The sequence below is a fragment of the Halocynthiibacter sp. SDUM655004 genome, assembly GCF_026015885.1.
Classification (GTDB): domain Bacteria; phylum Pseudomonadota; class Alphaproteobacteria; order Rhodobacterales; family Rhodobacteraceae; genus Falsihalocynthiibacter; species Falsihalocynthiibacter halioticoli.
Genome location: NZ_JAPDUG010000001.1, coordinates 304,149 through 327,897, shown reverse-complemented (window position 1 = coordinate 327,897; position 23,749 = coordinate 304,149). Strand labels below are relative to the sequence as shown.

21 protein-coding genes and 1 riboswitch are annotated in these 23,749 nt (G+C 56.6%); of the genes, 12 read left to right on the top strand and 9 right to left on the bottom strand.

Features of this window, described 5'->3' with window-relative positions:
- On the top strand, nt 1-1,182 hold the full coding sequence (locus N9C89_RS01580) for a lytic murein transglycosylase (RefSeq protein ID WP_263952070.1): 1,182 nt from the start codon (nt 1-3) through the stop codon (nt 1,180-1,182).
- Between the two features lie 6 nt (nt 1,183-1,188).
- On the opposite strand, the gene smc is transcribed toward N9C89_RS01580, so the two are convergent.
- Nucleotides 1,189-4,680: a chromosome segregation protein SMC gene (gene smc, locus N9C89_RS01575; RefSeq protein ID WP_263952069.1), complete on the bottom strand. Its 3,492-nt coding sequence runs from the start codon at nt 4,678-4,680 to the stop codon at nt 1,189-1,191.
- 96 nt (nt 4,681-4,776) lie between these two features.
- On the bottom strand, nt 4,777-5,214 hold the full coding sequence (locus tag N9C89_RS01570; protein ID WP_263952068.1) for a GNAT family N-acetyltransferase: 438 nt from the start codon (nt 5,212-5,214) through the stop codon (nt 4,777-4,779).
- A 128-nt stretch (nt 5,215-5,342) separates the two neighbouring features.
- Nucleotides 5,343-5,560, top strand: a riboswitch (cobalamin riboswitch).
- 30 nt (nt 5,561-5,590) lie between these two features.
- Between N9C89_RS01570 and N9C89_RS01565 the strand changes: the two genes are divergently transcribed.
- From N9C89_RS01565 to cobN, 5 genes are read left to right on the top strand one after another with little or no spacing between them, the layout of a single operon-like run.
- Nucleotides 5,591-5,794 (top strand): CbtB domain-containing protein, encoded by a 204-nt coding sequence (locus tag N9C89_RS01565; protein WP_263952067.1) that lies wholly within the window; start codon nt 5,591-5,593, stop codon nt 5,792-5,794.
- 4 nt (nt 5,795-5,798) lie between these two features.
- Nucleotides 5,799-6,515, top strand: coding sequence for a CbtA family protein (locus tag N9C89_RS01560; protein WP_263952065.1), 717 nt, complete (start codon nt 5,799-5,801; stop codon nt 6,513-6,515).
- A gap of 54 nt (nt 6,516-6,569) precedes the next feature.
- Complete coding sequence (cobW, locus tag N9C89_RS01555; protein ID WP_263952063.1) at nt 6,570-7,637, top strand: cobalamin biosynthesis protein CobW; 1,068 nt, start codon at nt 6,570-6,572, stop codon at nt 7,635-7,637.
- Nucleotides 7,634-8,086, top strand: coding sequence for a GNAT family N-acetyltransferase (locus N9C89_RS01550; protein WP_263952061.1), 453 nt, complete (start codon nt 7,634-7,636; stop codon nt 8,084-8,086). Before cobW ends, N9C89_RS01550 begins: the two co-directional genes overlap by 4 nt.
- Nucleotides 8,086-11,805, top strand: a complete 3,720-nt coding sequence (gene cobN, locus N9C89_RS01545) for a cobaltochelatase subunit CobN (RefSeq protein WP_263952060.1) — start codon at nt 8,086-8,088, stop codon at nt 11,803-11,805. Before N9C89_RS01550 ends, cobN begins: the two co-directional genes overlap by 1 nt.
- On the opposite strand, the gene N9C89_RS01540 is transcribed toward cobN, so the two are convergent.
- Nucleotides 11,802-12,107, bottom strand: coding sequence for a hypothetical protein (locus tag N9C89_RS01540; protein WP_263952059.1), 306 nt, complete (start codon nt 12,105-12,107; stop codon nt 11,802-11,804). The two genes, cobN and N9C89_RS01540, sit on opposite strands and share 4 nt — an antisense overlap.
- Nucleotides 12,108-12,235: 128 nt before the next feature.
- On the opposite strand from N9C89_RS01540, the gene cobO reads away from it, so the two are divergent.
- The gene (gene cobO, locus N9C89_RS01535; protein WP_263952058.1) at nt 12,236-12,844 is read left to right on the top strand and encodes a cob(I)yrinic acid a,c-diamide adenosyltransferase; all 609 of its coding nucleotides are present in this window, start codon (nt 12,236-12,238) and stop codon (nt 12,842-12,844) included.
- Here cobO and N9C89_RS01530 read toward each other — a convergent pair.
- The 3 genes from N9C89_RS01530 to N9C89_RS01520 form a co-directional block, all read right to left on the bottom strand.
- Nucleotides 12,841-13,668 carry a 4-(cytidine 5'-diphospho)-2-C-methyl-D-erythritol kinase gene (locus tag N9C89_RS01530; RefSeq protein WP_394358478.1) on the bottom strand — a complete coding sequence of 276 codons (828 nt, stop codon included), beginning with the start codon at nt 13,666-13,668 and terminating at the stop codon, nt 12,841-12,843. The two genes, cobO and N9C89_RS01530, sit on opposite strands and share 4 nt — an antisense overlap.
- Nucleotides 13,665-15,356 carry a tetratricopeptide repeat protein gene (locus tag N9C89_RS01525; RefSeq protein WP_263952056.1) on the bottom strand — a complete coding sequence of 564 codons (1,692 nt, stop codon included), beginning with the start codon at nt 15,354-15,356 and terminating at the stop codon, nt 13,665-13,667. The genes N9C89_RS01530 and N9C89_RS01525 overlap by 4 nt, the downstream gene beginning before the upstream one ends.
- Before the next feature lie 101 nt (nt 15,357-15,457).
- Nucleotides 15,458-17,110, bottom strand: coding sequence for an electron transfer flavoprotein-ubiquinone oxidoreductase (locus N9C89_RS01520; RefSeq protein WP_263952054.1), 1,653 nt, complete (start codon nt 17,108-17,110; stop codon nt 15,458-15,460).
- Between the two features lie 218 nt (nt 17,111-17,328).
- Here N9C89_RS01520 and N9C89_RS01515 point away from each other — a divergent pair, with 218 nt between their 5' ends.
- The 3 genes from N9C89_RS01515 to N9C89_RS01505 all read left to right on the top strand — a co-directional run bounded on the left by N9C89_RS01515 (nt 17,329) and on the right by N9C89_RS01505 (nt 19,396).
- Entirely contained in the window at nt 17,329-17,712 is a 384-nt protein-coding gene (locus N9C89_RS01515) for a VOC family protein (RefSeq protein ID WP_263952053.1), read from the top strand.
- Between the two features lie 168 nt (nt 17,713-17,880).
- Complete coding sequence (gene greA, locus N9C89_RS01510; protein ID WP_263952052.1) at nt 17,881-18,351, top strand: transcription elongation factor GreA; 471 nt, start codon at nt 17,881-17,883, stop codon at nt 18,349-18,351.
- A gap of 22 nt (nt 18,352-18,373) precedes the next feature.
- Entirely contained in the window at nt 18,374-19,396 is a 1,023-nt protein-coding gene (locus N9C89_RS01505; protein WP_263952051.1) for a hypothetical protein, read from the top strand.
- Here the strand turns inward: N9C89_RS01505 and N9C89_RS01500 are convergent.
- Genes N9C89_RS01500 through N9C89_RS01490 form a run of 3 tightly spaced genes read right to left on the bottom strand, consistent with a single transcriptional unit; the run spans nt 19,393 to nt 22,654 of the window.
- Nucleotides 19,393-21,165, bottom strand: a complete 1,773-nt coding sequence (locus N9C89_RS01500) for a bifunctional molybdopterin-guanine dinucleotide biosynthesis adaptor protein MobB/molybdopterin molybdotransferase MoeA (protein ID WP_263952050.1) — start codon at nt 21,163-21,165, stop codon at nt 19,393-19,395. The genes N9C89_RS01505 and N9C89_RS01500 overlap by 4 nt on opposite strands.
- Entirely contained in the window at nt 21,162-21,782 is a 621-nt protein-coding gene (gene mobA, locus N9C89_RS01495; RefSeq protein WP_263952049.1) for a molybdenum cofactor guanylyltransferase MobA, read from the bottom strand. Before mobA ends, N9C89_RS01500 begins: the two co-directional genes overlap by 4 nt.
- Nucleotides 21,779-22,654: a formate dehydrogenase accessory sulfurtransferase FdhD gene (locus N9C89_RS01490; protein WP_394358477.1), complete on the bottom strand. Its 876-nt coding sequence runs from the start codon at nt 22,652-22,654 to the stop codon at nt 21,779-21,781. Before N9C89_RS01490 ends, mobA begins: the two co-directional genes overlap by 4 nt.
- 38 nt (nt 22,655-22,692) lie before the next feature.
- Between N9C89_RS01490 and N9C89_RS01485 the strand changes: the two genes are divergently transcribed.
- Together N9C89_RS01485 and N9C89_RS01480 are read left to right on the top strand one after the other, a co-directional pair.
- Nucleotides 22,693-23,421 (top strand): AzlC family ABC transporter permease, encoded by a 729-nt coding sequence (locus tag N9C89_RS01485; RefSeq protein WP_263952047.1) that lies wholly within the window; start codon nt 22,693-22,695, stop codon nt 23,419-23,421.
- A complete protein-coding gene (locus tag N9C89_RS01480) occupies nt 23,418-23,744 on the top strand; it encodes an AzlD domain-containing protein (protein WP_263952046.1) in 327 nt (108 codons plus the stop codon). The genes N9C89_RS01485 and N9C89_RS01480 overlap by 4 nt, the downstream gene beginning before the upstream one ends.
- Nucleotides 23,745-23,749 lie beyond the last annotated feature (5 nt).

Sequence of the window (23,749 nt, the reverse complement as noted above, 5' to 3'; positions counted from 1 at the left end):
ATGACGTTCCGTATTTCGCTTGCTGCATTCGCTATTTCACTGGCCACCTTAACGACATCCGCACAGGCGCAATGCGGCGGGAGTTTCTCTGGGTTTGTCAGCGGACTGAAACAGGAAGCCATGGCCAAGGGCCACAGCAAAGCCAACGTTGATGCATTCTTCGCCTCTGTCCGGCAAGACCCACGCACACTCCGCGCAGACCGCTCGCAGGGCATCTTCAAGAAAACCTTCGCCGAGTTTTCGCGCGCCGTTATCAGCCAAAACCGCATGGATCATGGCCGCAAAAACGCCCAGAAATACGCTTCGGTCTTTGATCGGGTCGAGCGAGAAACAGGTGTGTCGCGAGGCGTTTTGCTGGCCTTCTGGGCGCTCGAAACCGACTATGGCGCGGTGCAGGGCGATTTCAACACGCTTAACTCGCTGGTGACACTCGCCCATGACTGTCGCCGCCCCGAACTTTTCCGCCCTCAAATCTTCGCGGCGCTGGAACTTTATGAACGCGGCGATTTCAGCCCGACCAAAACCAAAGGCGCATGGGCTGGCGAAATCGGCATGGTCCAAATGCTTCCCGAAGATATTATCGAGAACGGCCGCGATGGTGACGGTGACGGACAAGTAAGCCTCAAGACATCCCCACCTGATGCGCTTCTCTCTGGTGGCACCATGCTTAAATCTTTGGGCTGGCGTGCGGGCGAGCCATGGCTTCAGGAGGTCAGCGTTCCAAGCAATCTGGACTGGAGCAAAACGGGCCTAGACAAAACCGCCCCCGTTTCGGCGTGGAAAGCTGGCGGGGTTAAGGCCAAACACGGTTCATTGCCAAACGGCAACCTACAAGCCAGCGTACTCCTCCCGATGGGGCGCAAGGGGCCGGCTTTCCTCGCCTATCCAAATTTCCGCGTCTATTTCGAGTGGAACAAGAGCTTTGTCTACGTGACCACAGCCGCCTATTTCGCGACACGCCTTGAGGGTGCACCGATTTATGATCTCGGCAACCCAGACCCAAGCCTCAACGATGCGCAAATGAAATCGCTTCAGAAAAAGCTTGTGGCTCGGGGCCATGATGTTGGGAAGATCGACGGGATCCTTGGTGCGAAAACCCGCGCGGCAGTTCAGGCAGAGCAACAGCGCCTTGGCCTTCCTGCGGATGCGTGGCCAACAACAGACCTGTTGAACCGGCTTTAGACAGGACTAAGCGACCAGCGCTTCGGCTTTTTTGAGGTCCACAGACACAAGCTGACTTACGCCCTGCTCGGCCATTGTGACACCAAAGAGCCGATCCATCCGCGCCATCGTCACCGCATGGTGTGTGATGATCAGGAAGCGTGTTTCTGTGCGGCGGGTCATTTCATCCAACAGGTCACAAAAACGGGTGACGTTCGCATCATCAAGCGGCGCGTCCACCTCATCGAGAACACAGATCGGAGCTGGATTCGCGAGGAAAACCGCAAAGATCAGCGCCATGGCCGTCAGGGTCTGTTCACCGCCAGAAAGCAGGCTCAATGTGCTGAGTTTCTTGCCCGGTGGCTGGCACATAATCTCAAGTCCTGCTTCAAGCGGGTCATCGGATTCGACCAATACAAGGTTGGCCTCTCCGCCTCCGAACAGGTGTCGGAACAGCAGAGTAAAGTTGCTATTCACTTGTTCAAACGCCGTCAGCAAACGCTCGCGGCCTTCTTTATTCAGGCTGGCAATGCCTGTTCGCAACTTGCGGATTGCCTCGTCCAGATCCGCTTTCTCCGACACGAGGTTGTCGTGCTCTTCCTGAATTTCTTTTGCGTCCTCTTCGGCCCGTAGGTTCACCGCACCGAGCGAGTCCCTCTGCCGTTTAAGGCGGTTTACATCAGCCTCAATGCTCTCCGCCGACGGCATTTTCTCTGGATCAGCATCCAGAGTCGCAAGCAAGTCTTGTGGCGTAGTTTCCATCGCCTCGGAAATTCGCTCGGCGGCATAAGCAACGGTTTCACGGGCCGCGTCGGCGCGCGCTTCAGCGCGTGCGCGGCTTTCGCGGGCCTCACTGGCAGCGCGCTCTGCATCACGCTCGGCATTGATCGCCTCACGAAGCTCTGTTTCTCCGATCGCCAGCTTATCCGCGGCCTCTTGGCGGCGTTTTTCGGCGGTGTCGATCGCTCCGGCAAGTTCTTCGCGTTTGGCCGCGATTTCCTCAGGTGCAGCACTGGCCTCTTTCAACTCGGCCTCGCTTGCAACACGGCGTTCCTCAAGCTCGCCGATCCGCTTCTCAGCGTTCTCCAAACGAAGCCGCCAGCCGCTAATTTCTTTCGTGATCTCCTGCCGACGCTTTGTGCGGGCATCGCCCTCACGGCGCAATTCCTCGTATGCGGAGCGCTTGGACATCATTGTCATCCGCGCGGCCTCGACGGTCATTTTCACGTCCTCGACCTCAGCACGGGCGGCGTCCAGATCACCCAGGTCTGCAAGCGCGGTTTCAGCTTCCTTCACGCGCGTACGCGCTTCCATTGCCTCTTCTTCGTGGCGGGACACGGCCATCGACAAACTCTCAAGTTTACCCTCGGCAATGTTGCGGTCAGCTTCCGCGCGCGACAGGGCGCGCGCTGCTTCGGTCAGGGCACGGTCAGCGTTCTTACGCGCTTCTCGGGCTTCCTGATCCTCACGCGTGCAGCGCGCAAGTTCTTCGGACAGCATCTCATGCGCCCGTTTCGCGCCGTCGCCGCGCGCGCTTGCTTCTTCCAGATCGCGTTTAAGTTCCACGAGGCGGTTAAGTTGCTGCAACCGAAGCGCAGCAGCACTCGGCGCATCCTCAGCACCCGCACGAAACCCATCCCAGCGCCAAAGATCGCCCTCAATGCTTACAAGCCGCTGACCGGGCTTCAACTCGGGCTGAAGGCGCGGCCCGTCGGCTTTATCAACGAGCCCGACTTGCCCCATACGACGAACCAAAACTTCAGGCACGGTAACGTGATTGGTCAGCGCCAAAACGCCCTCGGGCAATCCTTGTGGCGCGGAATATCCCGGCAACGTCGCCCAGCCAGATACAGCCTCAGGCCCAACAGATGGCGCGCGCAAGTCATCAGCGAGAGCAGCCCCAAGCGCCTTCTCATAGCCACCCTCAACGCGCAATTCGTCCAAGACCTGACCGCCTTCAGCAGTGTCTCGCTCCACGAGCTTGGCAAGCGCGGAAACTTCAGCCCGCAACGCATTTGCTTCACCCTCCGCCTCGCTGCGTTCTGCGCGGGCTTCTGCTTCGCGGCTCTGTGCGGTGGCTCGGGCATTGTCACAGGCAATCAGCGTTTCTTCTGCAACTTTCGCTGCTGATGCGGCCGCATCTTGTGCTTGCTCTGCTGTTGTGAAGTCTTGAGCGGCCTTGGTCAGAGCGGCTTTGGCGAGGGCAGAAGCTTCCCGCGCCCGAGCGGCCTCTCCTTCGCTGCGATCAAGGGTTTTCTGGTTGTCCTCAACCAACCGCCGCGCCGATTGGTGACGCGCCGCAAGCCGTGCGACATCCTCGGTGAGTTGCCCAATCGCGGCCTCGCGTTCCTGCAAAACACTTGCGGCATCAGAGGCCGCGTTGGCGCTTTCTTCGAGCTTTTCGGCGTATCCTTCGGCAGCGGCGGCAAGCTGGTTTTGCTCCCATTCAAGCCGCTCAATTGTCTCGCCTGCGTCCTTGTTCAGCTCCTGCTCACGGGATTTGTCGTGGGCAAGTTGCTCAATACGCCGCGTTAGAGTTTCAATTGTTTCAATTGCGCGCGCCTCTTGCTCGGACAGCGCTTCACGCTGGTTTTGCAATCGGGTCAAAACGGCGGCTGCGATGGTTTCTTCTTCGCGCAACGGAGGCAAACGGTCTTCGGCGGCGGCGCGAGCCTTCGCCGCTGTTCTTGCTTCTCCCTCTGCGGCTCCTGCCAGCTTCGTGCGCTCGGTCAAATCAGCCTGCGCAGTTGCGCGGGCCTCGTCCGCCTCTTTCCAGCGGCGATAGAGCAGAAGCCCCTCTGCGTGCCGCAACTCCTCGCCAATGGAGCGATAACGCGCTGCCTGACGCGCTTGCCGCGCCAATTGACCAAGCTGGCTGGCAAGTTGTTCAACCACATCTTCAACCCGCGACAGGTTGGTTTCCGTGCCCTTAAGTTTGAGTTCGGCTTCGTGCCGCCGTTGGTAAAGCCCCGAGATCCCTGCGGCTTCTTCGAGGATACGCCGCCGCGCTTTGGGCTTGGCGTTGATCAACTCCGCAATCTGGCCCTGACGGACAAGCGCAGGAGAGTGCGAGCCGGTCGAGGCATCGGCAAAGAGCATCTGAATATCGCGGGCGCGCACATCCTTGGTGTTGGCCTTGAACGCAGAGCCCGCATCGCGCGTAATCCGCCGCACCACATCAAGCGTATCGGAATCATTGAACCCCGAGGGCGCGAGGCGATCGCTGTTATCAATGGTGAGCGACACTTCGGCGAAGTTGCGCGCAGGCCGTGTTGCGGTTCCGGCAAAAATCACATCTTCCATGCCGCCGCCGCGCATCGCTTTGGGGCGGGTCTCGCCCATCACCCATCGCAGCGCCTCAAGCAGGTTGGATTTCCCGCACCCGTTCGGCCCGACAACCCCCGTCAGCCCATCCGCGATGATAAGATCGGTTGGGTCAACGAAGCTTTTGAAACCGTTCAGCTTGAGTTTGGAAAACTGCAAACGCGCACCTTTAAGTGATTCCTCCAGATACACCATCGTTTGGGCCAGAGGGGGTGTGTGTCAACGGTTTACCCCACTATCTGCTATAATCGGCGGAGTTATCCACAAGATATTGCGTCTGACGGCCGCATTTTAAAGTTTAAAGGCCATATTAACTCCGGTTTCATCTTCCGAAGTAACTTCCCAACCCAGATGCTGATACAGAGCGACATTCTCTGGCATCAAGATATGCGTACGTAGTCGAAGCTCCCTGACGCCGCGGCGCTTGGCCTCTTGAACTGCAAATTCCATGAGCAATCGTCCAATGCCAAAACCGCGATAGGCGCTGTCCACCGCGACAACCTCAACTTTGAGGTAATCGTCGGTGACATGCACAGTCAGCGCGCCACAAACACAGCCTTCCGCTTCGGCTACAAATGCAAGCCCCGCCCCGATGCTCTCTTCGATGCCAAAGGTGACATCAGGAAAGTCAGAAATCTCGGCGCGAGCCTTGGTAAATGCGTCAGCAATACAAGTGCGGATGGCCTCCGAATCATCATGTGTTGCAGGGCGGAGTGTTGGATGTGTCATGGGAGTAGTTGGGGCATTCTTTCACGGTCCTGCAAGGCAGAATGTGAATTGCCATGCATGTTTGCGCTGCCATCCGCCATATTTTCATCGGGGATGCCAAATGCAGCTTGACCCACCCGCGCAAAAACCGTCACATAGCCTTGCATGGTATCCCCATAGCGCCGCTTGAGCGGTTGGGGATAAATGGGAATGTGGTGATGGTGACCCAAACAGGGACCAGAGGCCACAGCCGCCCCCGCGACTGTATGCGGCGAGCGCGTGTCATATGTCACTGGAGCAATCCGGGAAGGCGACACAGCGCAGCGACCCGCGAGCCAGGAGACCAGCCTTGCGTAGAGTTTAGCCAACCGTCGGGTGTGACGGGAAAAGGAGACATATGAAGAACGATCTGAACGAACCCAGAGTAGTAGCTCAAGCGGCCACGGCTCCTGCGGAAAAAGCAAACCTTGCATTCCTGCCGATCTTTGCGGCGGCTCTTGCGGGTGTAATGCTGATTGGCGCGGCTGGCTTTGCACAGTCTGCTGTTCTGCACGACGCAGCACACGACACACGTCACGCAGTCGCGTTCCCCTGCCACTAAGCAGATGTTCAAACAAATTTTTTCCAGCGCGCTGTACGCTGGTCTGATCGCAGGGTTGATTTCCGCGCTGCTTCAGTTTTGGCTCGTCACCCCTCTGCTTCTTGAGGGTGAGGAATACGAAACCGGTGCGAAATCGCATTACGCCGGTGTTTTGATCGTGGACGGTGAAGATGTAACCGCATCCGAAGAGGAAGAAGAGGTGGAAGCGCCGCCGACAACTTCGGAAAAACTTGCGCGGCACGGAATGACTGTTGCGATGAACGTACTTGTGTTCACTGGATTTGGCCTGATCGTTGCTGCGGCATTCGGAACGGCGCAGATGGCTGGGCTCGAAGTCAATGCAAGAACGGGACTTATCTGGGGGCTTGTGGGCTTTGTTGTAATCCAACTCGCGCCAGCAGCCGGACTTTATCCAGAGCTTCCTGGCACACCTGCGGATGATGTCACCCTGCGCCAGATGTGGTGGATCACAACCGTGATCGCAACCGCTGTCGGGATCGGCATGATTACATTCGGTGCCAACCTCTGGTGGGGAATTGCGGGCGCTGCATTCATCGCCCTGCCCCATGTGATCGGCGCGCCGCATCTTGATTTCTATGCCGGTGTCGCCCCGCCCGAACTTGCCGCTCTTTTCGTCTCGCGAACCCTCGCGGTTGCCTGTGCCACTTGGGTGGTTCTTGGTGGCGTTGCGGGGTACGCTTGGCACAAACACGCAGTTTAAAAATAACGCTCGGAGCCTAAGCCCTGAGCGTCACGCCTAACAAACGAGGCCATCATGCCACAAAAAATTCCAGCCACCGTCGTTACCGGCTTTCTTGGAGCGGGGAAGACCACTCTGATCCGCCACATGCTTCAAAACGCCGAAGGCAAGCGCATTGCCCTTATCATCAACGAATTCGGCGATCTTGGTGTGGATGGTGATATCCTCAAGGGATGCGGTGACGAAACATGCACCGATGATGACGTGATGGAGCTGTCTAACGGCTGTATCTGCTGTACTGTTGCTGAGGATTTTATCCCGACGATGGAAAAGCTCCTCGCCCGTGAAAATGCACCCGACCACATCGTTATCGAAACATCTGGCCTTGCGTTGCCTCAACCACTCGTGCGCGCATTTAATTGGCCCGAAATCGCCACCAAAGTTACCGTCGATGGCGTTGTGACTGTGGTGGACGGCCGTGCCGTTGCTGACGGGCAATTTGCCCATAACGTTGCCGCCGTCGATGCCCAGCGCAAACTGGATGAAAACCTCGACCATGAGACGCCTCTCTCGGAACTGTTCGAAGACCAAATCGCCTGTGCGGATATGATTGTCGTGAACAAGGCTGACCTGTTGGGCGAGGAGGACGCTTCCGTGCTCGTCGGCAAACTTCGCACCGAAAGCCGCGATGGGGTTCAGGTTGTGAAATCCACGATGGGCGCTTTGCCCGTTGATGTGCTGCTTGGTCAGGGCATTGGTGCGGAGAGCGACCTGTCTTCGCGCCACGAAATCCACCACCATCACCACGACCATGATGACCACGACGATCATCACCACGACCATGAGCACGCGCATGGTCACGACGAGTTTGAGAGCTTTGTTGTTGCCCGTGGCGAAATCAAAGACCCGAACGCTTTTGCCGAGCAAGTCGCCGATGTGATCCGTCAGAACAATATTTTGCGTCTCAAAGGATTTGCCGCTGTCGAAGGGAAGCCGATGCGCCTCACGCTTCAGGCTGTTGGCCCACGAGTGGACACCTACTTTGACCAGCCTTTCGGCGCAGCGCCTCGCGAAACGCGACTTGTCGTCATTGGCGAAAGCGGGCTTGACCGCGCGTCCATTGAAAAGGCTCTTCAAGCGTGAGCATTACGGTCGAAACCGGTGATCCCCGCGCCCCGCAAGCGCAAGCATTGCTTGAAGCAAGCCATGCGCTGATGCAGGAGTTGTTTCCGGCGGAATCCAACCACTACTTGTCGGTCGATGCTCTCTGTGGCGAGGATATCCGGTTTCTTGTTGCGCAAGACGGCGAACATACCCTCGGCTGCGGTGCGGTGGCGCTTAAGGGAGACTACGGCGAAGTTAAATCGATGTTCGTCGCTTCCGAAGCGCGGGGCCGTGGCGTCGCAAATAAACTTATGGAAGCACTCATCGAAACCGCGCGAGCCGAAGGTTTGAAGACGCTGAAGCTTGAGACAGGAAACAGCCTCACTGCCGCACATAAGCTTTATGAAAAACACGGGTTTACATATTGCGGCCCTTTCGGCGACTACGAGGATGACCCGCTCAGCCTGTTTATGGAACGCCCTCTCTGATGCATCTTCTCGCGGCAACACCCGGCACAATTTCTGACGGCTCGGAGCCCGTAGACCTCGGGCAAACCCCTGCGGATATCGTGTTTATCTCCGCCGCGGACACGGAACTTGCCGCGCTCTCTGAAGCGCGTTCCGAAATGGCCGCACCGCCAACCTTGCGGCTTGCGAGCCTCATGCATCTGCAGCACCCGATGTCTGTGGATTTGCATATCGAAAATTGCGCCGCGAAGAGTAAATTGGTGATTGCGCGCTGCCTTGGTGGGGCGGGATATTGGAAGTATGGCCTCACGCAGTACGCCGCACATCTTCACGCGGCGGGCGTTGCCTTTGTGGCGCTTCCCGGTGACGATAAGCCAGACGCGGAGTTGCGCGAACTCTCCACAGTTTCAGACGAAGATTACCAAGCGCTTTGGGCCTATATGGTCGAGGGAGGGCCGGAAAACGCCAGCCATTTCCTTGAGTACGCCAAGGCGATGCTCACAGGAGCGGAAAAGCCAGAGCCTGCCCGCGCGCTCCTTCGTGCTGGCGTCTATTGGCCCGGTACAGGGATCGCAAACCTAGAGGCCGCGCAAGAAAACTGGCTTGCGGACGCTCCCGTTGTTCCGATCGTTTTTTATCGTGCTTTGGTGCAGGGCGCGGGACTAAATCCGGTCAACCGCCTTGTCAAAGCGCTCCTACGCCGCGGATTGAATCCACTTCCTGTTTTTGTCGCCTCGCTCAAAGACCCAGTATCGGTTGCAACGCTCGAACATCTGTTCTCAGAAGCTCCGCCATCCGTAATCCTGAACGGCACGTCTTTTGCCGTTGGCTCGCCTCATCAAGGCGACGATCAGGCCACCAATCCTTTCCAGATGGACGCCGCAAACGAAGCCCCCGTGTTTCAGATCGTGTTCTCCGCCAGCAGCGAAGCCTCGTGGATCGAGGGCGCAAACGGGCTTTCCGCGCGTGACATCGCGATGAACGTAGCCCTCCCAGAGGTCGACGGCCGCATCTTATCCCGCGCCGTGAGCTTCAAGGGCGAAGCGTTTTTCGATGAGGCTACCGAATGCGCCATCGCCAGTTACCGCGCTCAAGGCGACCGCATTGATTTCGTCGCTGACCTTGCCGCGAATTGGGCCGACCTGCGCAAAACCGCCGCAAAAGACCGCCGCGTGGCGCTGGTTTTGGCCAACTATCCGAACAAGGACGGTCGGCTCGCGAATGGAGTTGGCCTAGATGCCCCCGCCGCGACCTGTAATACTCTTAACGCGCTAACAGAGGCCGGATACTCAACCCGCGATCTTCCAGAAGACAGTGACGACCTGATGCAACGCATTCTTGCCGGACCGACGAACTGGCTTACAGATCGACGCGTGCGAACTGGCGGCGTCGATCTCTCAATGGCGGACTACCAGATTTCCTATGGTGCGCTGCCCCATGAGGTTCGTGCGCAGATCGAAGAGCGTTGGGGCAAGCCAGAGGCCGATCCATTTTACGAGGCGGGCGAAGTTGATTGCGGGCGGTTCAAGCTCTCGGTGCTGACATTCGGGAATGTTGTTGTCGGTGTGCAGCCCGCACGCGGTTATAACATCGACCCAGAAGACACCTACCATTCGCCAGACCTCGTGCCGCCGCACAACTACCTCGCGTTCTATTTCTGGCTGCGCCATACCTTCCGCGCGCAGGCAATTGTTCACATGGGCAAGCACGGCAACCTTGAATGGCTCCCTGGCAAATCAGTTGCACTTTCGCAGGAGTGCTTCCCCGAAGCCGTCTTTGGCCCCACGCCGCATATCTATCCTTTTATCGTCAACGATCCTGGCGAAGGAACACAGGCCAAGCGCCGCGCGCAGGCCGTTATTGTTGATCACCTGACACCGCCGCTCACCCGTGCGGAATCCTATGGGCCGCTGCGTGATCTCGAAGCTTTGGTGGATGAATATTATGAAGCAGCGGGCGTTGATCCCCGCCGCATTAAACATCTAAAGCGCGAAATTCTGACCCTTACCAGCGCCACCGGACTGGGCGAGGATGCGGGGCTTTCGGGTGAGGATGAGGAAAGTGATCTGGCCAAGCTCGACGCTTTCCTCTGTGAGTTGAAAGAAGCGCAAATCCGCGATGGGCTTCATATCTTCGGCGAAAGCCCGACGGGGCGACTGGAGCGCGATCTGGTTCAGGCATTGGTCCGCGTGCCGCGCGGTGATGGAACAGGAGCGGATGCATCGCTTCAACGCGCGATTGCGGATGACCTTGCGCTTGGGTTTGATCCGCTCAATTGCGACATGGCCGCGACATGGGACAGCGCGAAACCCGATGCGCTAGGTTCAGTGTTAGCTGATGCTTGGCGCAGTTTTGGAGACACTGTCGAGCGGATAGAGCTGCTTGCCTCTGCTTTGATTGACGGTGAGGCAGCCTGCCCCGGCCCCAAAAGCACCACTGTTCTTGAGGGCATAAAAACCAATGTTCGCCCGAGCGTCGCCGCTTGCGGCCCTGCGGAAATGAGCGGGCTTTTGACCGCACTGAACGGCAAGTTTTTGCCCCCTGCTCCTTCTGGCGCTCCAACGCGTGGGCGGCTTGATACGCTTCCCACGGGGCGCAATTTCTACTCGGTCGATAGCCGCGCGGTGCCCACGCCAACCGCTTGGGCGCTCGGGTGGAAATCGGCCAACTTGCTCATTGAGAAACACCTACAGGACCACGGCGACTGGCCGCGCGCCCTACTGCTTACGGCATGGGGAACCGCCAATATGCGTACGGGCGGCGACGACATTGCCCAAGCCCTCGCGCTCATGGGGGTAAAGCCCACTTGGGACGCCGCAAACCGCCGCGTCACAGGCTTCGAGGTTTTGCCGCAAGGCGTACTTGGTCGACCGCGCGTTGACGTGACCCTTCGCGTTTCGGGATTCTTCCGCGATGCGTTCCCGCAGTTGATTGCTCTTGTTGATAGTGCGGCGCGCGCCGTGATGGAACTCGATGAGCCGGCCGACCTCAACCCCGCCCGTGCACGCCTTTTGGCAGAGGGAGATCAAAGTGCCTACCGCGTATTCGGCTCTAAACCGGGCGCATATGGTGCAGGGCTTCAGGCAATGATCGACGAACATCTCTGGGCTGACAAATCAGACCTAGCCGAGGCCTATCTTGAATGGGGCAGCTATGCGTATGGCAAGAACGCCGAGGGAACACGCGCTCGTCCGCAGTTTGAAAGCCGTCTGAAACAGGCCGAAGCGATTGTACAAAACCAGGACAACCGCGAACACGACCTGCTTGATAGCGATGATTACTATCAATTCGAGGGCGGAGCAGCCGCCGCGATTAATACCCTTCAAGGGCAAGACCGCCCGATCTATCATAACGACCATTCCCGCCCGGAGCGGCCCGTAATCCGCACGTTGGATGAGGAAATCGCCCGTGTCGTGCGAAGCCGTGTGGTTAACCCAAAGTGGATCGAAGGGGTGATGCGCCACGGCTATAAAGGCGCGTTCGAGATGGCAGCAACTGTTGATTACATGTTCGCTTTTGCCGCAACGACGGGCGCAGTTAAGGGCCACCATTTCGATGCGGTCCACGCTGCGTTTCTAGAGGACGAGGACGTGCGCGCGTTTATTGAAGAACATAACGCCCCCGCCTTAAAAGAAATCGCAGAGCGGTTGAACGAAGCAATTGAGCGAGGCCTTTGGATGCCGCGGAGCAATTCAGCACGTGCATTGCTTGAAACGCTTGCTCGCAACACCCCAAACTAGGATTTTGGGCATTTCAATCGCGCCACGATGAGTGCGGGATCGCCTTTTACGGATCGCTGATCAACGTCACATCCACTTGCCTCTTCCATCGCAACAACGGCACGCATCGGTATCTGAGCATGTTCCGAGAACGGTACGAAACCAACGCGAATAGCCTCTGCGATCTCACCTTTGGTTCGGACACGGAAGGTGCTGCCTTCAACTGTGATTTCCTGCGCCTTCACACCCATCATTTTGGGATGCGGGCTATCACAACCGGCAATCAATAAAACGCCAAACAGTCCCAGTAAAATCTGCCGCATCAGCACCTCGCTTCTATACCTTCGAAGGCTACTGCCGCATGGTTAACGAAACCTTACCTCGCGCGGCTTTCCCCTTGCATCCCATGCCAACGCACCGCAAAATCGCGTTGAAACCAAGGGAGCGCAGCATGAGCGAAGACACAGATCGCCACGCCATGAAGATGGCCAAGAAAAAGGCCGCCCGTGACAAGATCATGGCCACCAAGACCGATAAAAAGGGCCTGATTATTGTCCACACTGGGAAGGGCAAAGGTAAGTCCAGCGCGGCCTTTGGGATGATTTTTCGCTGCATCGCGCACGATATGAAATGCGCCGTGGTTCAGTTTATCAAAGGCGGCATGAGCACAGGCGAGCGTGATCTGATCATTGGAAAGTTCTCGGATGTTTGCGAGTTTCACACGATGGGCGAAGGCTTTACATGGGAGACCCAAGATAAGTCGCGCGATATCGAGATGGCGACTGCGGCATGGGAAAAAGCAAAAGAGCTTATCCGCGACCCTGAAAACAAGATGGTGCTATTGGACGAGATCAACATCGCAATCCGCTATGACTATATCGATGTGAACGAAGTGGTCGCCTTCCTTCAAAGCGAAAAGCCCGAAATGACCCACGTCGTTTTGACGGGGCGCAACGCCAAGGACGAATTGATTGAAGCGGCTGATCTCGTCACAGAAATGGAGCTTGTGAAACATCCTTTCCGTTCTGGCATCAAAGCGCAGATCGGCGTCGAGTTTTAGGGCAAAACTCGGGCGGCTTTCACCCACCAATCTGGCTTCGCGGCGGAAATGGATTGCGCCGCGGCACTTGCCTGCTCCAAGGTCTCAAATAGTCCAAAACACGTTGCGCCAGAGCCCGACATGCGCGCAAAATCTGCGCCCTCGAGCGCGGCGAGAACATCGTTAATCTCGGGCACGAGGCTGCATGCAGGCGCTTCAAGATCATTGCGCTGCGCGGCAAGCCACTCACAAAACGCGCTGTAGCCCATACCGCTGGGCACATAATCCATCGCCGAATTCTCACGACGTTCCAAAGCAGCAAATACCGCAGGCGTCGAAACGGAAACGCGCGGATTGACCAAAACAACCGCCATATCCGGCAAGTCGGCGACTGGCTCAACGCCTTCGCCGATCCCTGTCATCCGAGCTGGGCGTTGCGCCAAACAAACAGGAACATCCGCACCCAACCCCACCACATCCTCGGGCCGGGGCAGTGAACATTCCCAGAGTCCGGCCAAAGCAGAAATAGTGGTGGCCGCATCGCTTGATCCGCCACCAATACCCGAAGAAACAGGCAGGTTTTTCGTAAGCGTGATCGCGGCACCCTGTCCTTTGTTCTGCATAAGTCTTGCAGCACGCAGAACGAGATTGTCAGCCTCCGCCTCCAAACCGCCAGCCTCCGGTCCGGCAATCCGAAGCGAGATGTTGTCCGCTGGCTGCACGTCGATCTGATCGCCGACATCAGCAAATACGACAAGGCTATCAAGCAGATGATACCCGTCGGATCGTTTGCCCGTTACATGAAGCGACAGGTTGATTTTAGCAGGGGCGAGCATCGGCGCTATTGGGTTTTGTCAGTCTCAAGCGCTTCTTCTTCAAGCACAACGTCAAGTCCGACCTCAAGCTTGCGGCGAATCCGATCGGCTTCCTCTTCTTCCGGCTCAAGCGACAAAGCGCGGCGCCATTGGAAGCTAGCCTCGTTCTTGCGTCCGACCATCCATAGAACATCGCCAAGATGATCGCTCACAATCGGGTCGAGCGGCTCAAGCACAGCAGCCTTTTCCATTGGGGCGACAGCATCTTCGAAACGGCCGAGTTTGTAGTAAACCCATGCAAGAGAATCGATGATGTACCCATCGCGTGGGCGCGCTGCGACGGCTGTTTCGATCATCTCCAGCGCTTCATCAAGATTGATATTCTTCTCAACCATGGAGTAACCAAGATAATTCAAGACTTGTGGCTGGTTTTCGTTAAAGCTCAGCGCCTTGCGGAAATCCGCCTCGGCCTTTTCCCATTCATCCAACCGCTCGTAACAAATACCGCGCGAATAATAGATGAACCACGTTCCAGGCAGGTCATCAGGGAACAACGCCAAAGCCGCATCATAAGCCTCGGCCGCTTCGGCGTAACGCTCCTCGCTTCGATATAGATCGCCAAGCGCGATACTAACGGACGGCAAGGTTGGATATTCATCAGCAAGTGCTGTCAGAACCTCAATCGCTTCGTCCGGCTTTCCTGCTTTGCGCAGAGTCTCCGAACGACCCATTTCCGCAACATGGTACACAACGCTGCCTTCGGGCACTTTCGCATAGGCTGCATTGGCAAGCTCGTATTGCTCAAGCTCCTCTAGAAGCCCCGCCGTTAGAAGCAATGCAGGCAAATGCTCAGGGTTAAGGAACTCCGCCGCGCGGGAATAGAGGATCGTATGATCGGGCGCGGCTTCCTGTGCGAAAATCTCTGCCAACGTAAAGAACGACTGCGCGGCACCCTCTCTTGGATTGCGTGCAGCGGTAAACGGCACAGTTTCACCCGCTTCCAGCTTTTCCTTGATTGCGGAGAACTCCGGATCAACATCGCCGTCGCCATAGAACAGCTTGAGGATATCAAGCGCGTCCTGATTGCGTTCGAGCTGGCTCAAAACCTGCAAATGCGCAATGAGGCTCAGGCGCGTGTGTTCAAGATTGGTGCCTTGAGAGTTGCTTAGTATGGCTTCGGCGCCTTCAAAATCTCCAACGGAGCCAAGCGCGAGCGCCTTGTGGAATGCAGCAATACCGCCAAGCCCGGGCTCTAATGCCATCTCGTCAAAAAGCTCAAGCGCACGAGACATTTTGCCTTCGCCAATCGCCGCCCATGCCGCGAGCAACTCTGTTGCAATCGGGCCAACTTCGCCGCCAGCCTCAAGGCGTTTGGTCACCGCAGCGTAATCGCCCTCAATGATATCGTTGGACGCAAGCACAATGTTCGCGATCAGATTATCAGTTCCGGTTTGATCGAGCGAGCGGGCAATTGGCACCGCCGAGGCCAAGTCCCCTTTGGAAACATAGGCTGCACTAGCCACGTTCATCAGGTGAGCGTTGGTCGGGTCAAGCGCCAGTGCGCGCGTGTAGTAAAGCGCGGAGGCTTCAAAATCTGCTGAGAAACGCGCGCTTTGGCCAGCAAGGTAGGCCCCAACAAACCCCTCGGAACTCGCGGGAAGCGACGGAAACAGGCACAGCGCGGAAAGGGCAAACGACCGCAAGAGGGAATTAGACAAAACGTGAGGCCTCAATAAATATACAGTTGCAGGTAAACTAGTCACTTGCAGCCCCCAACGCAATGCGGGGGCAGCCATTCAGCCTCCCCCGCACGTGTTTGTTACATATTTGGATAATTCGGCCCATCGCCACCCTGCGGCGTAACCCATGTGATATTCTGGCTCGGGTCCTTGATATCACAGGTTTTGCAATGCACGCAGTTCTGGAAGTTGATCTGAAAACGCGGCTCTGATCCGGCTTCCTGAATGACCTCGTAAACACCTGCGGGACAATACCGCTGTGCTGGCTCGTCATATTTCGGCAGGTTCACGTTAATCGGGATCGTTGGATCAGCCAGCTTCAAGTGACAGGGCTGCTCTTCCTCGTGGTTCGTGGCCGAGAAACTCACGTTGGTTAGGCGATCAAACGACAAAACGCCATCGGGTTTCGGATAGTCGATCTCTTTGTAATCCGCGGCATAACCTGTTGATTCCGCGTCTGACTTACCGTGTTTGAGCGTTCCGAAGAGCGAAATACCAAAGAGGTTATTCGTCCACATATCAAACCCGCCCAGCGCCAACGACGCCGTAAGACCGAGCTTGGACCAAAGCGGTTTCACGTTGCGCACACGCTTAAGATCTTTGGCGACAACACCAGTTTTCAATTCGGTTTCATAGGCCCCAAGCTCATCACCCGCACGACCCTCTTTGATCGCCTCATAGGCGGCCTCGGCAGCAAACTTACCAGAGAACATGGCGTTATGATTGCCCTTAATCCGCGGCACGTTCACAAGCCCGACCGAACAGCCCAAGAGCGCCCCACCCGGGAACACCGCTTTAGGCATGGATTGATAGCCCCCCTCGGAAATTGCGCGCGCGCCATAGGCAACGCGTTTGCCGCCTTCGAGCAGCTTGGCAATTTCGGGATGATGCTTAAAGCGCTGGAATTCCATGTAAGGGAAAAGATACGGGTTCTTGTAGTTCAGGTGCACAACGAACCCGACGAAGACCTGATTGTTTTCAAGGTGATAAATGAATGACCCACCACCAGCGTTTTTGCCAAGAGGCCAGCCCATCGTATGGGTAACAGTGCCCTCTTTGTGCTTCGCAGGGTCGATCTCCCAGATCTCTTTCATGCCGAGACCGTATTTCTGGACATCCGAATCTTTGCCCAGATCGAACTTGGCGATCACCTCTTTTGACAAGCTCCCACGCACACCTTCAGAGAGGAACACGTATTTGCCGCGAAGTTCCATGCCCGGTTCATATCCCGGGCCTGGTGTACCGTCAGGGTTCTTGCCGAATTCACCGGCCACAACGCCCGCAACCTCACCGTTCTCGCCATAGATCAATTCAGAACAGGCCATGCCAGGGAAGACCTCAACACCAAGCTCTTCAGCTTGTTCAGCCATCCAGCGACAGACGTTCGCCATAGACACGATGTAATTGCCGTGATTGCTCATCAATGGCGGCATCGGGAAATTCGGAACGCGAACATGTCCTGCTGGCCCGAGGAACAAGAAGTTGTCCTTGCGAACTGGCACGTTGATCGGTGCGCCCTTCTCTTTCCAATCAGGGATCAAAGCATCCAGACCAGAAGGATCAAGCACCGCACCGGATAGAATATGCGCGCCAACTTCGCTGCCTTTTTCAAGGACAACCACCTCAAGGTTAGCGTCCAACTGTTTGAGCCGGATTGCCGCAGAGAGGCCAGCAGGCCCCGCCCCAACAATCACAACATCGTATTCCATCGATTCCCGTTCAGGTGAAGTCATCCCTAACCCTTTCGCGCCCTGCGCATATCAAAGCTCGCTCTCCGCTCCACTCGTTATCCGATATGGGCAAAAGGGGTCAATCACGACACCGCGTTAGTTTGCTGTTTCACCAGAATTTAAACCGAAAAACAGAGGCAGAACTCCGAAAACAGCCCTTGACCTCAAGTTAACTTGAGGAATTACACAGGACAAACATTCAAAATTTAAAGGACCAAACAATGTCACAGGCAATTCTCGAACACACAAACCTTACCGTCTCTAATGCCCAGAAAACTGCGGCGCTTCTTGGGGAACTCTTTGGTTGGAAAATCCGCTGGGAGGGCGCTTCTATTCACGACGGCTATTCGATCCATGTTGGCGGCGATAACAGCTACCTCGCACTATACCAGCCAAAACAAACACTTCCCCATTCCAAAGACAACTACGAACGCGTCAACGGATTGAACCACATCGCAGTTGTCGTTGATGACCTCGACACGGCTGAGGAACGTGTCAAACAGGCCGGATTGATTCCGGGAAGCCACGCTGATTACGAGCCGGGGCGTCGGTTTTACTTCCACGACCATGATGGAATTGAGTTTGAGGTCGTCGAATACGACTAGCCGCGCGTGCTGGCCGCCGCGTTCGTTGGATACGTGGCGGCCAAATAAGCGAATACACGCGGAATTCCGGTTAATCGGCGACTATTGGTGCGGTTGCTATTGACTTCGTGCCCCAAGGTTGAGTTAACAGCAGGATGTTGCCAACCACTTCAATTTTCACAAGGCACTATGGAAAAGATACCTCTAACTAAAGCCGGTTTTGACGAACTCGACGAAGAACTGAAAAACCTGAAAATGGTTGAACGCCCTGCGATTATTCGGGCGATTGCCGAGGCGCGCGAGCACGGCGACCTTTCGGAAAACGCCGAGTATCATTCCGCCCGCGAAAAACAGAGCTTTATCGAAGGACGCGTGAAAGAGCTCGAAGCGATCATTTCGCTTGCTGATGTAATCGACGTTGCTTCGCTTTCGGGGTCGATCAAGTTCGGCGCGACCGTGACTTTGGTTGACGAAGACACCGAAGAAGAAAAGACATATCAAATCGTCGGCGAACCGGAAGCGAACCTTGAAAAAGGCAAGCTCAACATCAAATCGCCCCTCGCCCGCGCCCTGATCGGTAAGGAAGAAGGCGATAGCATCGAGTTCCGCGCACCCGGTGGCACCAAGGATTTCGAAATTCTGACCGTCGCCTATAAATAGCGCAAATTCGGAGTGCGGCCCGATGACCAAGGCCCCCGATCACCAAACAGTCGAACACAATGCCGCCCCGCAAAAGCGGGATTCGGCGGGTTTGGATCGGGCGGAGGTCATCGCTTTGGCATTGTCTGCTGTTTGGCTTTTGGGCCTTGGCTCCTTTATCTTGTTTGCCGGCGACGGGCTTGCAATCTCCGAACTAACAGCGGCGCAATTCGTCATGGTTTTGGTGGCGATTTTCCTGCCCGTCGCGGTCATCTGGGTCGGCGCGCTGGCTGTCCGAAGCGCACGGGTCGTACGGGATGAAACCGCCCGTCTTCAGGCCGCGATTGATGCTCTGCGCCAAAGCTATGTGGCCCAACAAACCGAAGCGGCGATTGCAAATGATCCATCCGTCAAAGACACTCTGGACCAAATCGTAACCGCCCAGCGAATGACGGAAACCGCAATCGCGACTTTTGCAACCAGCCGCCCCCAAAACGAACAACCAAAAACTCTGTCTGCTCCCGCCACTTCAACACAGATTGTCGATGATCAGACGGCCCTCGCGCTTGGTACCCGAGCCGAAGACATCGCTCCGCCTCTTTCGACCGAAGATTTTATCCGTGCGGTCAACTTCCCCGAAAACGCCGATGACGCAGAAGGGTTTGCCGCGCTACGCCGCGCGTTAAAAGACAGGCAAGCCTCGCGTCTGATCCAATCGGCGCAAGATATCCTCACTCTGTTGTCGCAGGACGGAATATACATGGATGACCTGCGCCCTGATCGCGCCCGCCCCGAAATCTGGCGGCAATTTGCCAAAGGCGAACGCGGCCGCTCAGTTGCGGCGCTTGGCGGCATCCGTGATCGCTCCTGCCTTGCCCTGACCGCAGGGCGCATGCGGCAAGACCCGATTTTCCGCGATACGGTCCATCATTTTCTACGCCAGTTTGATCAGACCTTCACGCTGTTTGAAGCTGAGGCGAGCGATCAGGATATTGCCGAAATGGCCGATACGCGCACCGCTCGCGCGTTCATGTTGCTTGGCCGTGTCACAGGAACGTTCGACTAAATCCCAAAGCCCGCGAACGGCAAGAAACGAACCAATTCGCCCTCACTGATCTGAGTTCGATCTTCCTCGACCTCAATCAACCCGTTCGCCCAGTGCAACCCCGAGATACGGCCAGACCCCTCTGACTCAAAGGCCGAGACAGTACCATCTGAATTCAAGCGCCCTCGCAAATACTCACGTCGACCAGCTTTTTTCTTCTTGGTGAAATCGGCTGGAACTTGGAAAGCCAATGGCGAACGCCAAGGCGCGCCCGCCAGAACACCGAGCGAAGGTCGCGCAAAAATTAATGCGCACACAAAAGCAGCTACCGGATTTCCAGGAAGGCCGAATACCGGCACCCCGCCCCACATCGCAAGCGCCAGCGGGCGCCCCGGTTTGAGCGCGATACGCCAATGATGCAATGTTCCTTGCTCTGACAAGAGCGCGCTTACGTGGTCCTCATCCCCTGCCGAAGCACCGCCCGAGGTAAAAATCACATCTGCACTCTCGGCTCCTTGGTCTAAAGCGGTCTTAAGCGCAGCACGATTGTCAGGCACATGGCCAAGATCAACCGGCTCAAATCCCCATGCACGGGCGAGTTCCAAAAGCATCGGCCGATTGGCATCATAGGTCTGGGTTGGGGAGGCTGCTTCGCCCGCTGGAACAAGCTCATCTCCGGTTGAGAGAACGCCAACTCGAAGCAGCGCACGGACCTCAACTTCATCACATCCTGTCGCCGAAAGAAGCGCAATGGCTTGCGGAGTAATCTCCTCACCCTCGGCCACGATCACCGAACCTTTGCGTACGTCCTCGCCAGCTTTTCGGGCATTCGCACGAGGTTTTAGCGGACCGGAGAACCGAAGCTCATTCCCAACGAGTTGCACATCCTCCTGCATCACGACGCTATCAACGCCTGCCGGCAGCGCCGCTCCCGTTAATATTCGAACTGCATGGCCCGCTGGAACCACGCTCTGATAGGGCGCGCCTGCTGCTGCACGCCCATCAACGAGGGTAAGGTGGTACGCCTCCTGCGCCGTTGGGTTTGCAAACCCGTATCCATCCACAGCCGAATTTGCCGTTGGTGGATTATCCCGCGGTGCCAAGATGTCTTGCGCGGCAATACGGCCACAGGCCGCAGAAACGGGTACGGTTTCGCTTCTTACAACGCATTTCAGCCGATCACGCAGTGTCGCAAGCGCGGTCTCAACCGGTGTCCACTCCACGCCATCCGGCAACGCAAAGCAGTCATCCCGCAAAGGCGGCAAATCTGGTTTGGGTTTCGTGACGAGCCCCACCTGTTCCAATACGAAATCGGCAATTGCAGCCGTATCATCGAGATCAAATACAAGAACATCGGGCCCAAGCCCTTCCGGCGCAGCGGTATCAGTTGCGACTGCGCGGATCGTGAGGTCATCTAGCGCGATCAGCGGTTCGCGTGCTGCGGACTCGCGATGCACTTCAATCTTCGGATGGCGCGCCGCCTTAAACCCCTCAACCAACACAAGATCAACTGGGTCAAGGCGGGAAAGATGCTCTGCCAGATATGGCTCCTCCTCTCCGCGCAACTCATCAAGCAATGCCCAACGCTGACTGGACGACAACAATACCTGCTTTGCCCCCGCAACACGGTGGCGATAGGAATCCTTACCCTCTTTGTCGATGTCAAAACGATGATGCGCATGTTTTGTGGTGGATACGGTAAAGCCACGGCGCGTGATTTCGGCAATGAGCCGCTCCATCAGTCCGGTTTTGCCGTTGTTTTTCCAGCCTGTTACACCAAAAACTCTCATTCGGCTTCTCCGGCCAATTGCTGCGCGTGCGCTAGGTCATCGGGGGTGTTGACGTTGAAAAACGGGTCAAATGGCGTGGCCGAATAGGACGCGGTTGCGATGCCGTGCGGTTCGGCCCATGCCACAACTTTGCGCACTCCTGTTTCGAGTGCGTTCCGAAGATCATCGCGCAACTCAACGGGCCAAAGTGCAAATACGGGGTGCCGCATCAGCTTGCCAGACTCATTCGGGGTCGCGGCCATTGCGATGGGTTTATCCGCAGTCTCAGAGGCAAGAAGCAATTGCGGAACGAGATCGGATGGGAAAAACGGCGTGTCTGCTGCCGCAGTCACAATATGCGTTGCGCCTTGCTCTGCGGCCCAATCCATTCCGGCCAGCACACCTGCTAGCGGCCCCGCAAATCCGGCAACAGAGTCTGGCAAGATTGGCAATCCAAATCCCGAGAACCGCGCAGCATCGCCATTAGCGTTAAGTGCAAGATCAGCCACCTGCGGTGACAAACGTGCGATCACATGATCGAGCAACGAGACACCAGAGAGCGGCAATAGCCCTTTGTCGCCGCCACCCATTCGCCGCGCTTCACCGCCAGCAAGGATTACACCAACAGGAGCCTTCATGCCTTGGGGCCTTTCGGCTTTTCACGCACCTCTGCATCGCGGATCAGGCGGTTCTCGCCCGAAAGACAGACAAACCGCTGCCCCCGCATCCTACCGATGAGCGTCAAGCCAAGCGTATTGGCGATCTCAACGCCCCAAGCCGTAAAGCCAGAGCGTGAAACGAGCGTCGGGATGCCCATCTGGGCGCATTTGATCACCATCTCGCTGGTCAGGCGGCCGGTTGTATACATGATCTTGTCCGCAGGGTCCGCCCCTTCGGCAAACATCCAGCCCGCAATCTTATCAACGGCGTTATGACGCCCAACATCTTCCATATAAACCAAAGGCTTATCCTCATGGCACAGCACAGTACCGTGGATCGCCCCTGCCGCCAGATAAAGGCTCGGCATACGGTTGATCGTTTCGGCCAACGCATAGAGCCAACTTGTTTTGACAGGCGTTTCGGGGAGCCGTATCTGATCCAGCCCCTCCATCATATCACCAAAAACAGTCCCGACCGCACAACCACTGGTGCGGGTCTTTTTACGTAGCTTTTCCTCGTAATCGGTTTTGCGCTCTGTCCGAACGACAACAACCTCTAGATCATCGTCATAATCGACTTTCGTGACCACATCTTCGCGCTGCAACATTCCCTGATTACGCAAAAAACCAAGAGCCAGATATTCGGGATAATCCCCAATTGTCATAGCGGTTACGATCTCTTGGCTGTTGAGATAGATCGTCAAAGGTCGCTCCTCGACCACAGCAATCTCGACCTCTTCGCCATGATGATCCCGCCCTGTCACACGCCGCGTCAGCCCCGCTTTCTCCGGTTCCGGCGCAATCAGTGTCGATACAATTTTGGGGGTTGTTGACACGGGCAATCTCTCTATAGGGTCGAGGCGAATTTCAAACAGCTTAGAGGCACTTAATGCCTACTTCCACACGTAATTCCGTCTTTTGGCGCGGTACAATTGACGCGGCCCCATTTTTGTTGGTGGTCGGACCGTTTGCCATTCTGTTTGGTATCGTCGCCACAGAAGCCGGACTGCGCGTGTTGGAGACAATGGCCTTCTCCGTTCTGGTGATCGGTGGCGCCTCACAGTTTGCGGCGGTTTCGCTTATGGCAGAAGACGCGCCCACGTTGATTGTGTTGGCAACGGCGCTGACCGTGAATCTTCGGATGGCGATGTATTCCGCTTCTATGGTGCCCTATCTTGGAGCCGCGCCGCTTTGGAAGCGCGCGCTGGTGAGCTACATCCTGCTCGACCAGAGCTACGCCGTCAGCATCCTGAAGTTTGAAAAAGAACCCAAAATGACCGTGAACGAGCGCCTGCTCTACTTCTGCGGGACGATGGTTCTTGTGGCGCCGCTTTGGTATGTTTTTACTTGGGTAGGCGCTGTTGTCGGCAGTCAAATTCCCCCTGAGTATGCCATTGATTTTGCGCTTCCGATTACTTTCATAGCTATGGTCGCGCCGATGCTGCGCACGCCTGCGCATATCATCACTGCCTTTGTCTCGGTTGTCGGGTCGCTTGTTTTGAGTGTCTTGCCTGCTGGAACCGGACTTCTGGTTGCTGGCGTCCTCGCAATGATTGCGGGCGCACAGACCGAACTTTGGATGGAGCGCAGACAAAAGCAGAAAGGAGTAGCAGAATGAACTATTCCCTCGCGAATATTTGGCTGATTATCGTGCTGCTTGGAGCAGGCACTTATCTGATCCGCTTCTCTTTTCTTGGGCTACTCGGCGGGGTCCAACTGCCAGAATGGGTGCTGCGCCACTTACGATATACGCCCGTTGCGCTTATTCCGGGGCTCGTCGCACCACTTGTGATCTGGCCTGCGGCCACTGGCGGAGAAACAGACCCTGCGCGCCTAATTGCAGCGGTTGTCACAATCCTTGTTGGTTACTTCACCAAAAGCCTTGTTCCGGCAATCCTCGCTGGCGGCGCGTCGCTCTATCTTGCGCTCTACCTACTTTGATCAGC

Excerpts from the sequence above, each read along its gene's own strand:
- N9C89_RS01580 (WP_263952070.1), top strand. The coding sequence starts at position 1 with ATGACGTTCCGTATTTCGCTTGCTGCATTCGCTATTTCACTGGCCACC.
- smc (WP_263952069.1), bottom strand. The coding sequence starts at position 4,680 with ATGGTGTATCTGGAGGAATCACTTAAAGGTGCGCGTTTGCAGTTTTCC.
- N9C89_RS01570 (WP_263952068.1), bottom strand. The coding sequence starts at position 5,214 with ATGACACATCCAACACTCCGCCCTGCAACACATGATGATTCGGAGGCC.
- N9C89_RS01565 (WP_263952067.1), top strand. The coding sequence starts at position 5,591 with ATGAAGAACGATCTGAACGAACCCAGAGTAGTAGCTCAAGCGGCCACG.
- N9C89_RS01560 (WP_263952065.1), top strand. The coding sequence starts at position 5,799 with ATGTTCAAACAAATTTTTTCCAGCGCGCTGTACGCTGGTCTGATCGCA.
- cobW (WP_263952063.1), top strand. The coding sequence starts at position 6,570 with ATGCCACAAAAAATTCCAGCCACCGTCGTTACCGGCTTTCTTGGAGCG.
- cobN (WP_263952060.1), top strand. The coding sequence starts at position 8,086 with ATGCATCTTCTCGCGGCAACACCCGGCACAATTTCTGACGGCTCGGAG.
- N9C89_RS01540 (WP_263952059.1), bottom strand. The coding sequence starts at position 12,107 with ATGCGGCAGATTTTACTGGGACTGTTTGGCGTTTTATTGATTGCCGGT.
- cobO (WP_263952058.1), top strand. The coding sequence starts at position 12,236 with ATGAGCGAAGACACAGATCGCCACGCCATGAAGATGGCCAAGAAAAAG.
- N9C89_RS01520 (WP_263952054.1), bottom strand. The coding sequence starts at position 17,110 with ATGACTTCACCTGAACGGGAATCGATGGAATACGATGTTGTGATTGTT.
- N9C89_RS01515 (WP_263952053.1), top strand. The coding sequence starts at position 17,329 with ATGTCACAGGCAATTCTCGAACACACAAACCTTACCGTCTCTAATGCC.
- greA (WP_263952052.1), top strand. The coding sequence starts at position 17,881 with ATGGAAAAGATACCTCTAACTAAAGCCGGTTTTGACGAACTCGACGAA.
- N9C89_RS01505 (WP_263952051.1), top strand. The coding sequence starts at position 18,374 with ATGACCAAGGCCCCCGATCACCAAACAGTCGAACACAATGCCGCCCCG.
- N9C89_RS01500 (WP_263952050.1), bottom strand. The coding sequence starts at position 21,165 with ATGAGAGTTTTTGGTGTAACAGGCTGGAAAAACAACGGCAAAACCGGA.
- mobA (WP_263952049.1), bottom strand. The coding sequence starts at position 21,782 with ATGAAGGCTCCTGTTGGTGTAATCCTTGCTGGCGGTGAAGCGCGGCGA.
- N9C89_RS01485 (WP_263952047.1), top strand. The coding sequence starts at position 22,693 with ATGCCTACTTCCACACGTAATTCCGTCTTTTGGCGCGGTACAATTGAC.
- N9C89_RS01480 (WP_263952046.1), top strand. The coding sequence starts at position 23,418 with ATGAACTATTCCCTCGCGAATATTTGGCTGATTATCGTGCTGCTTGGA.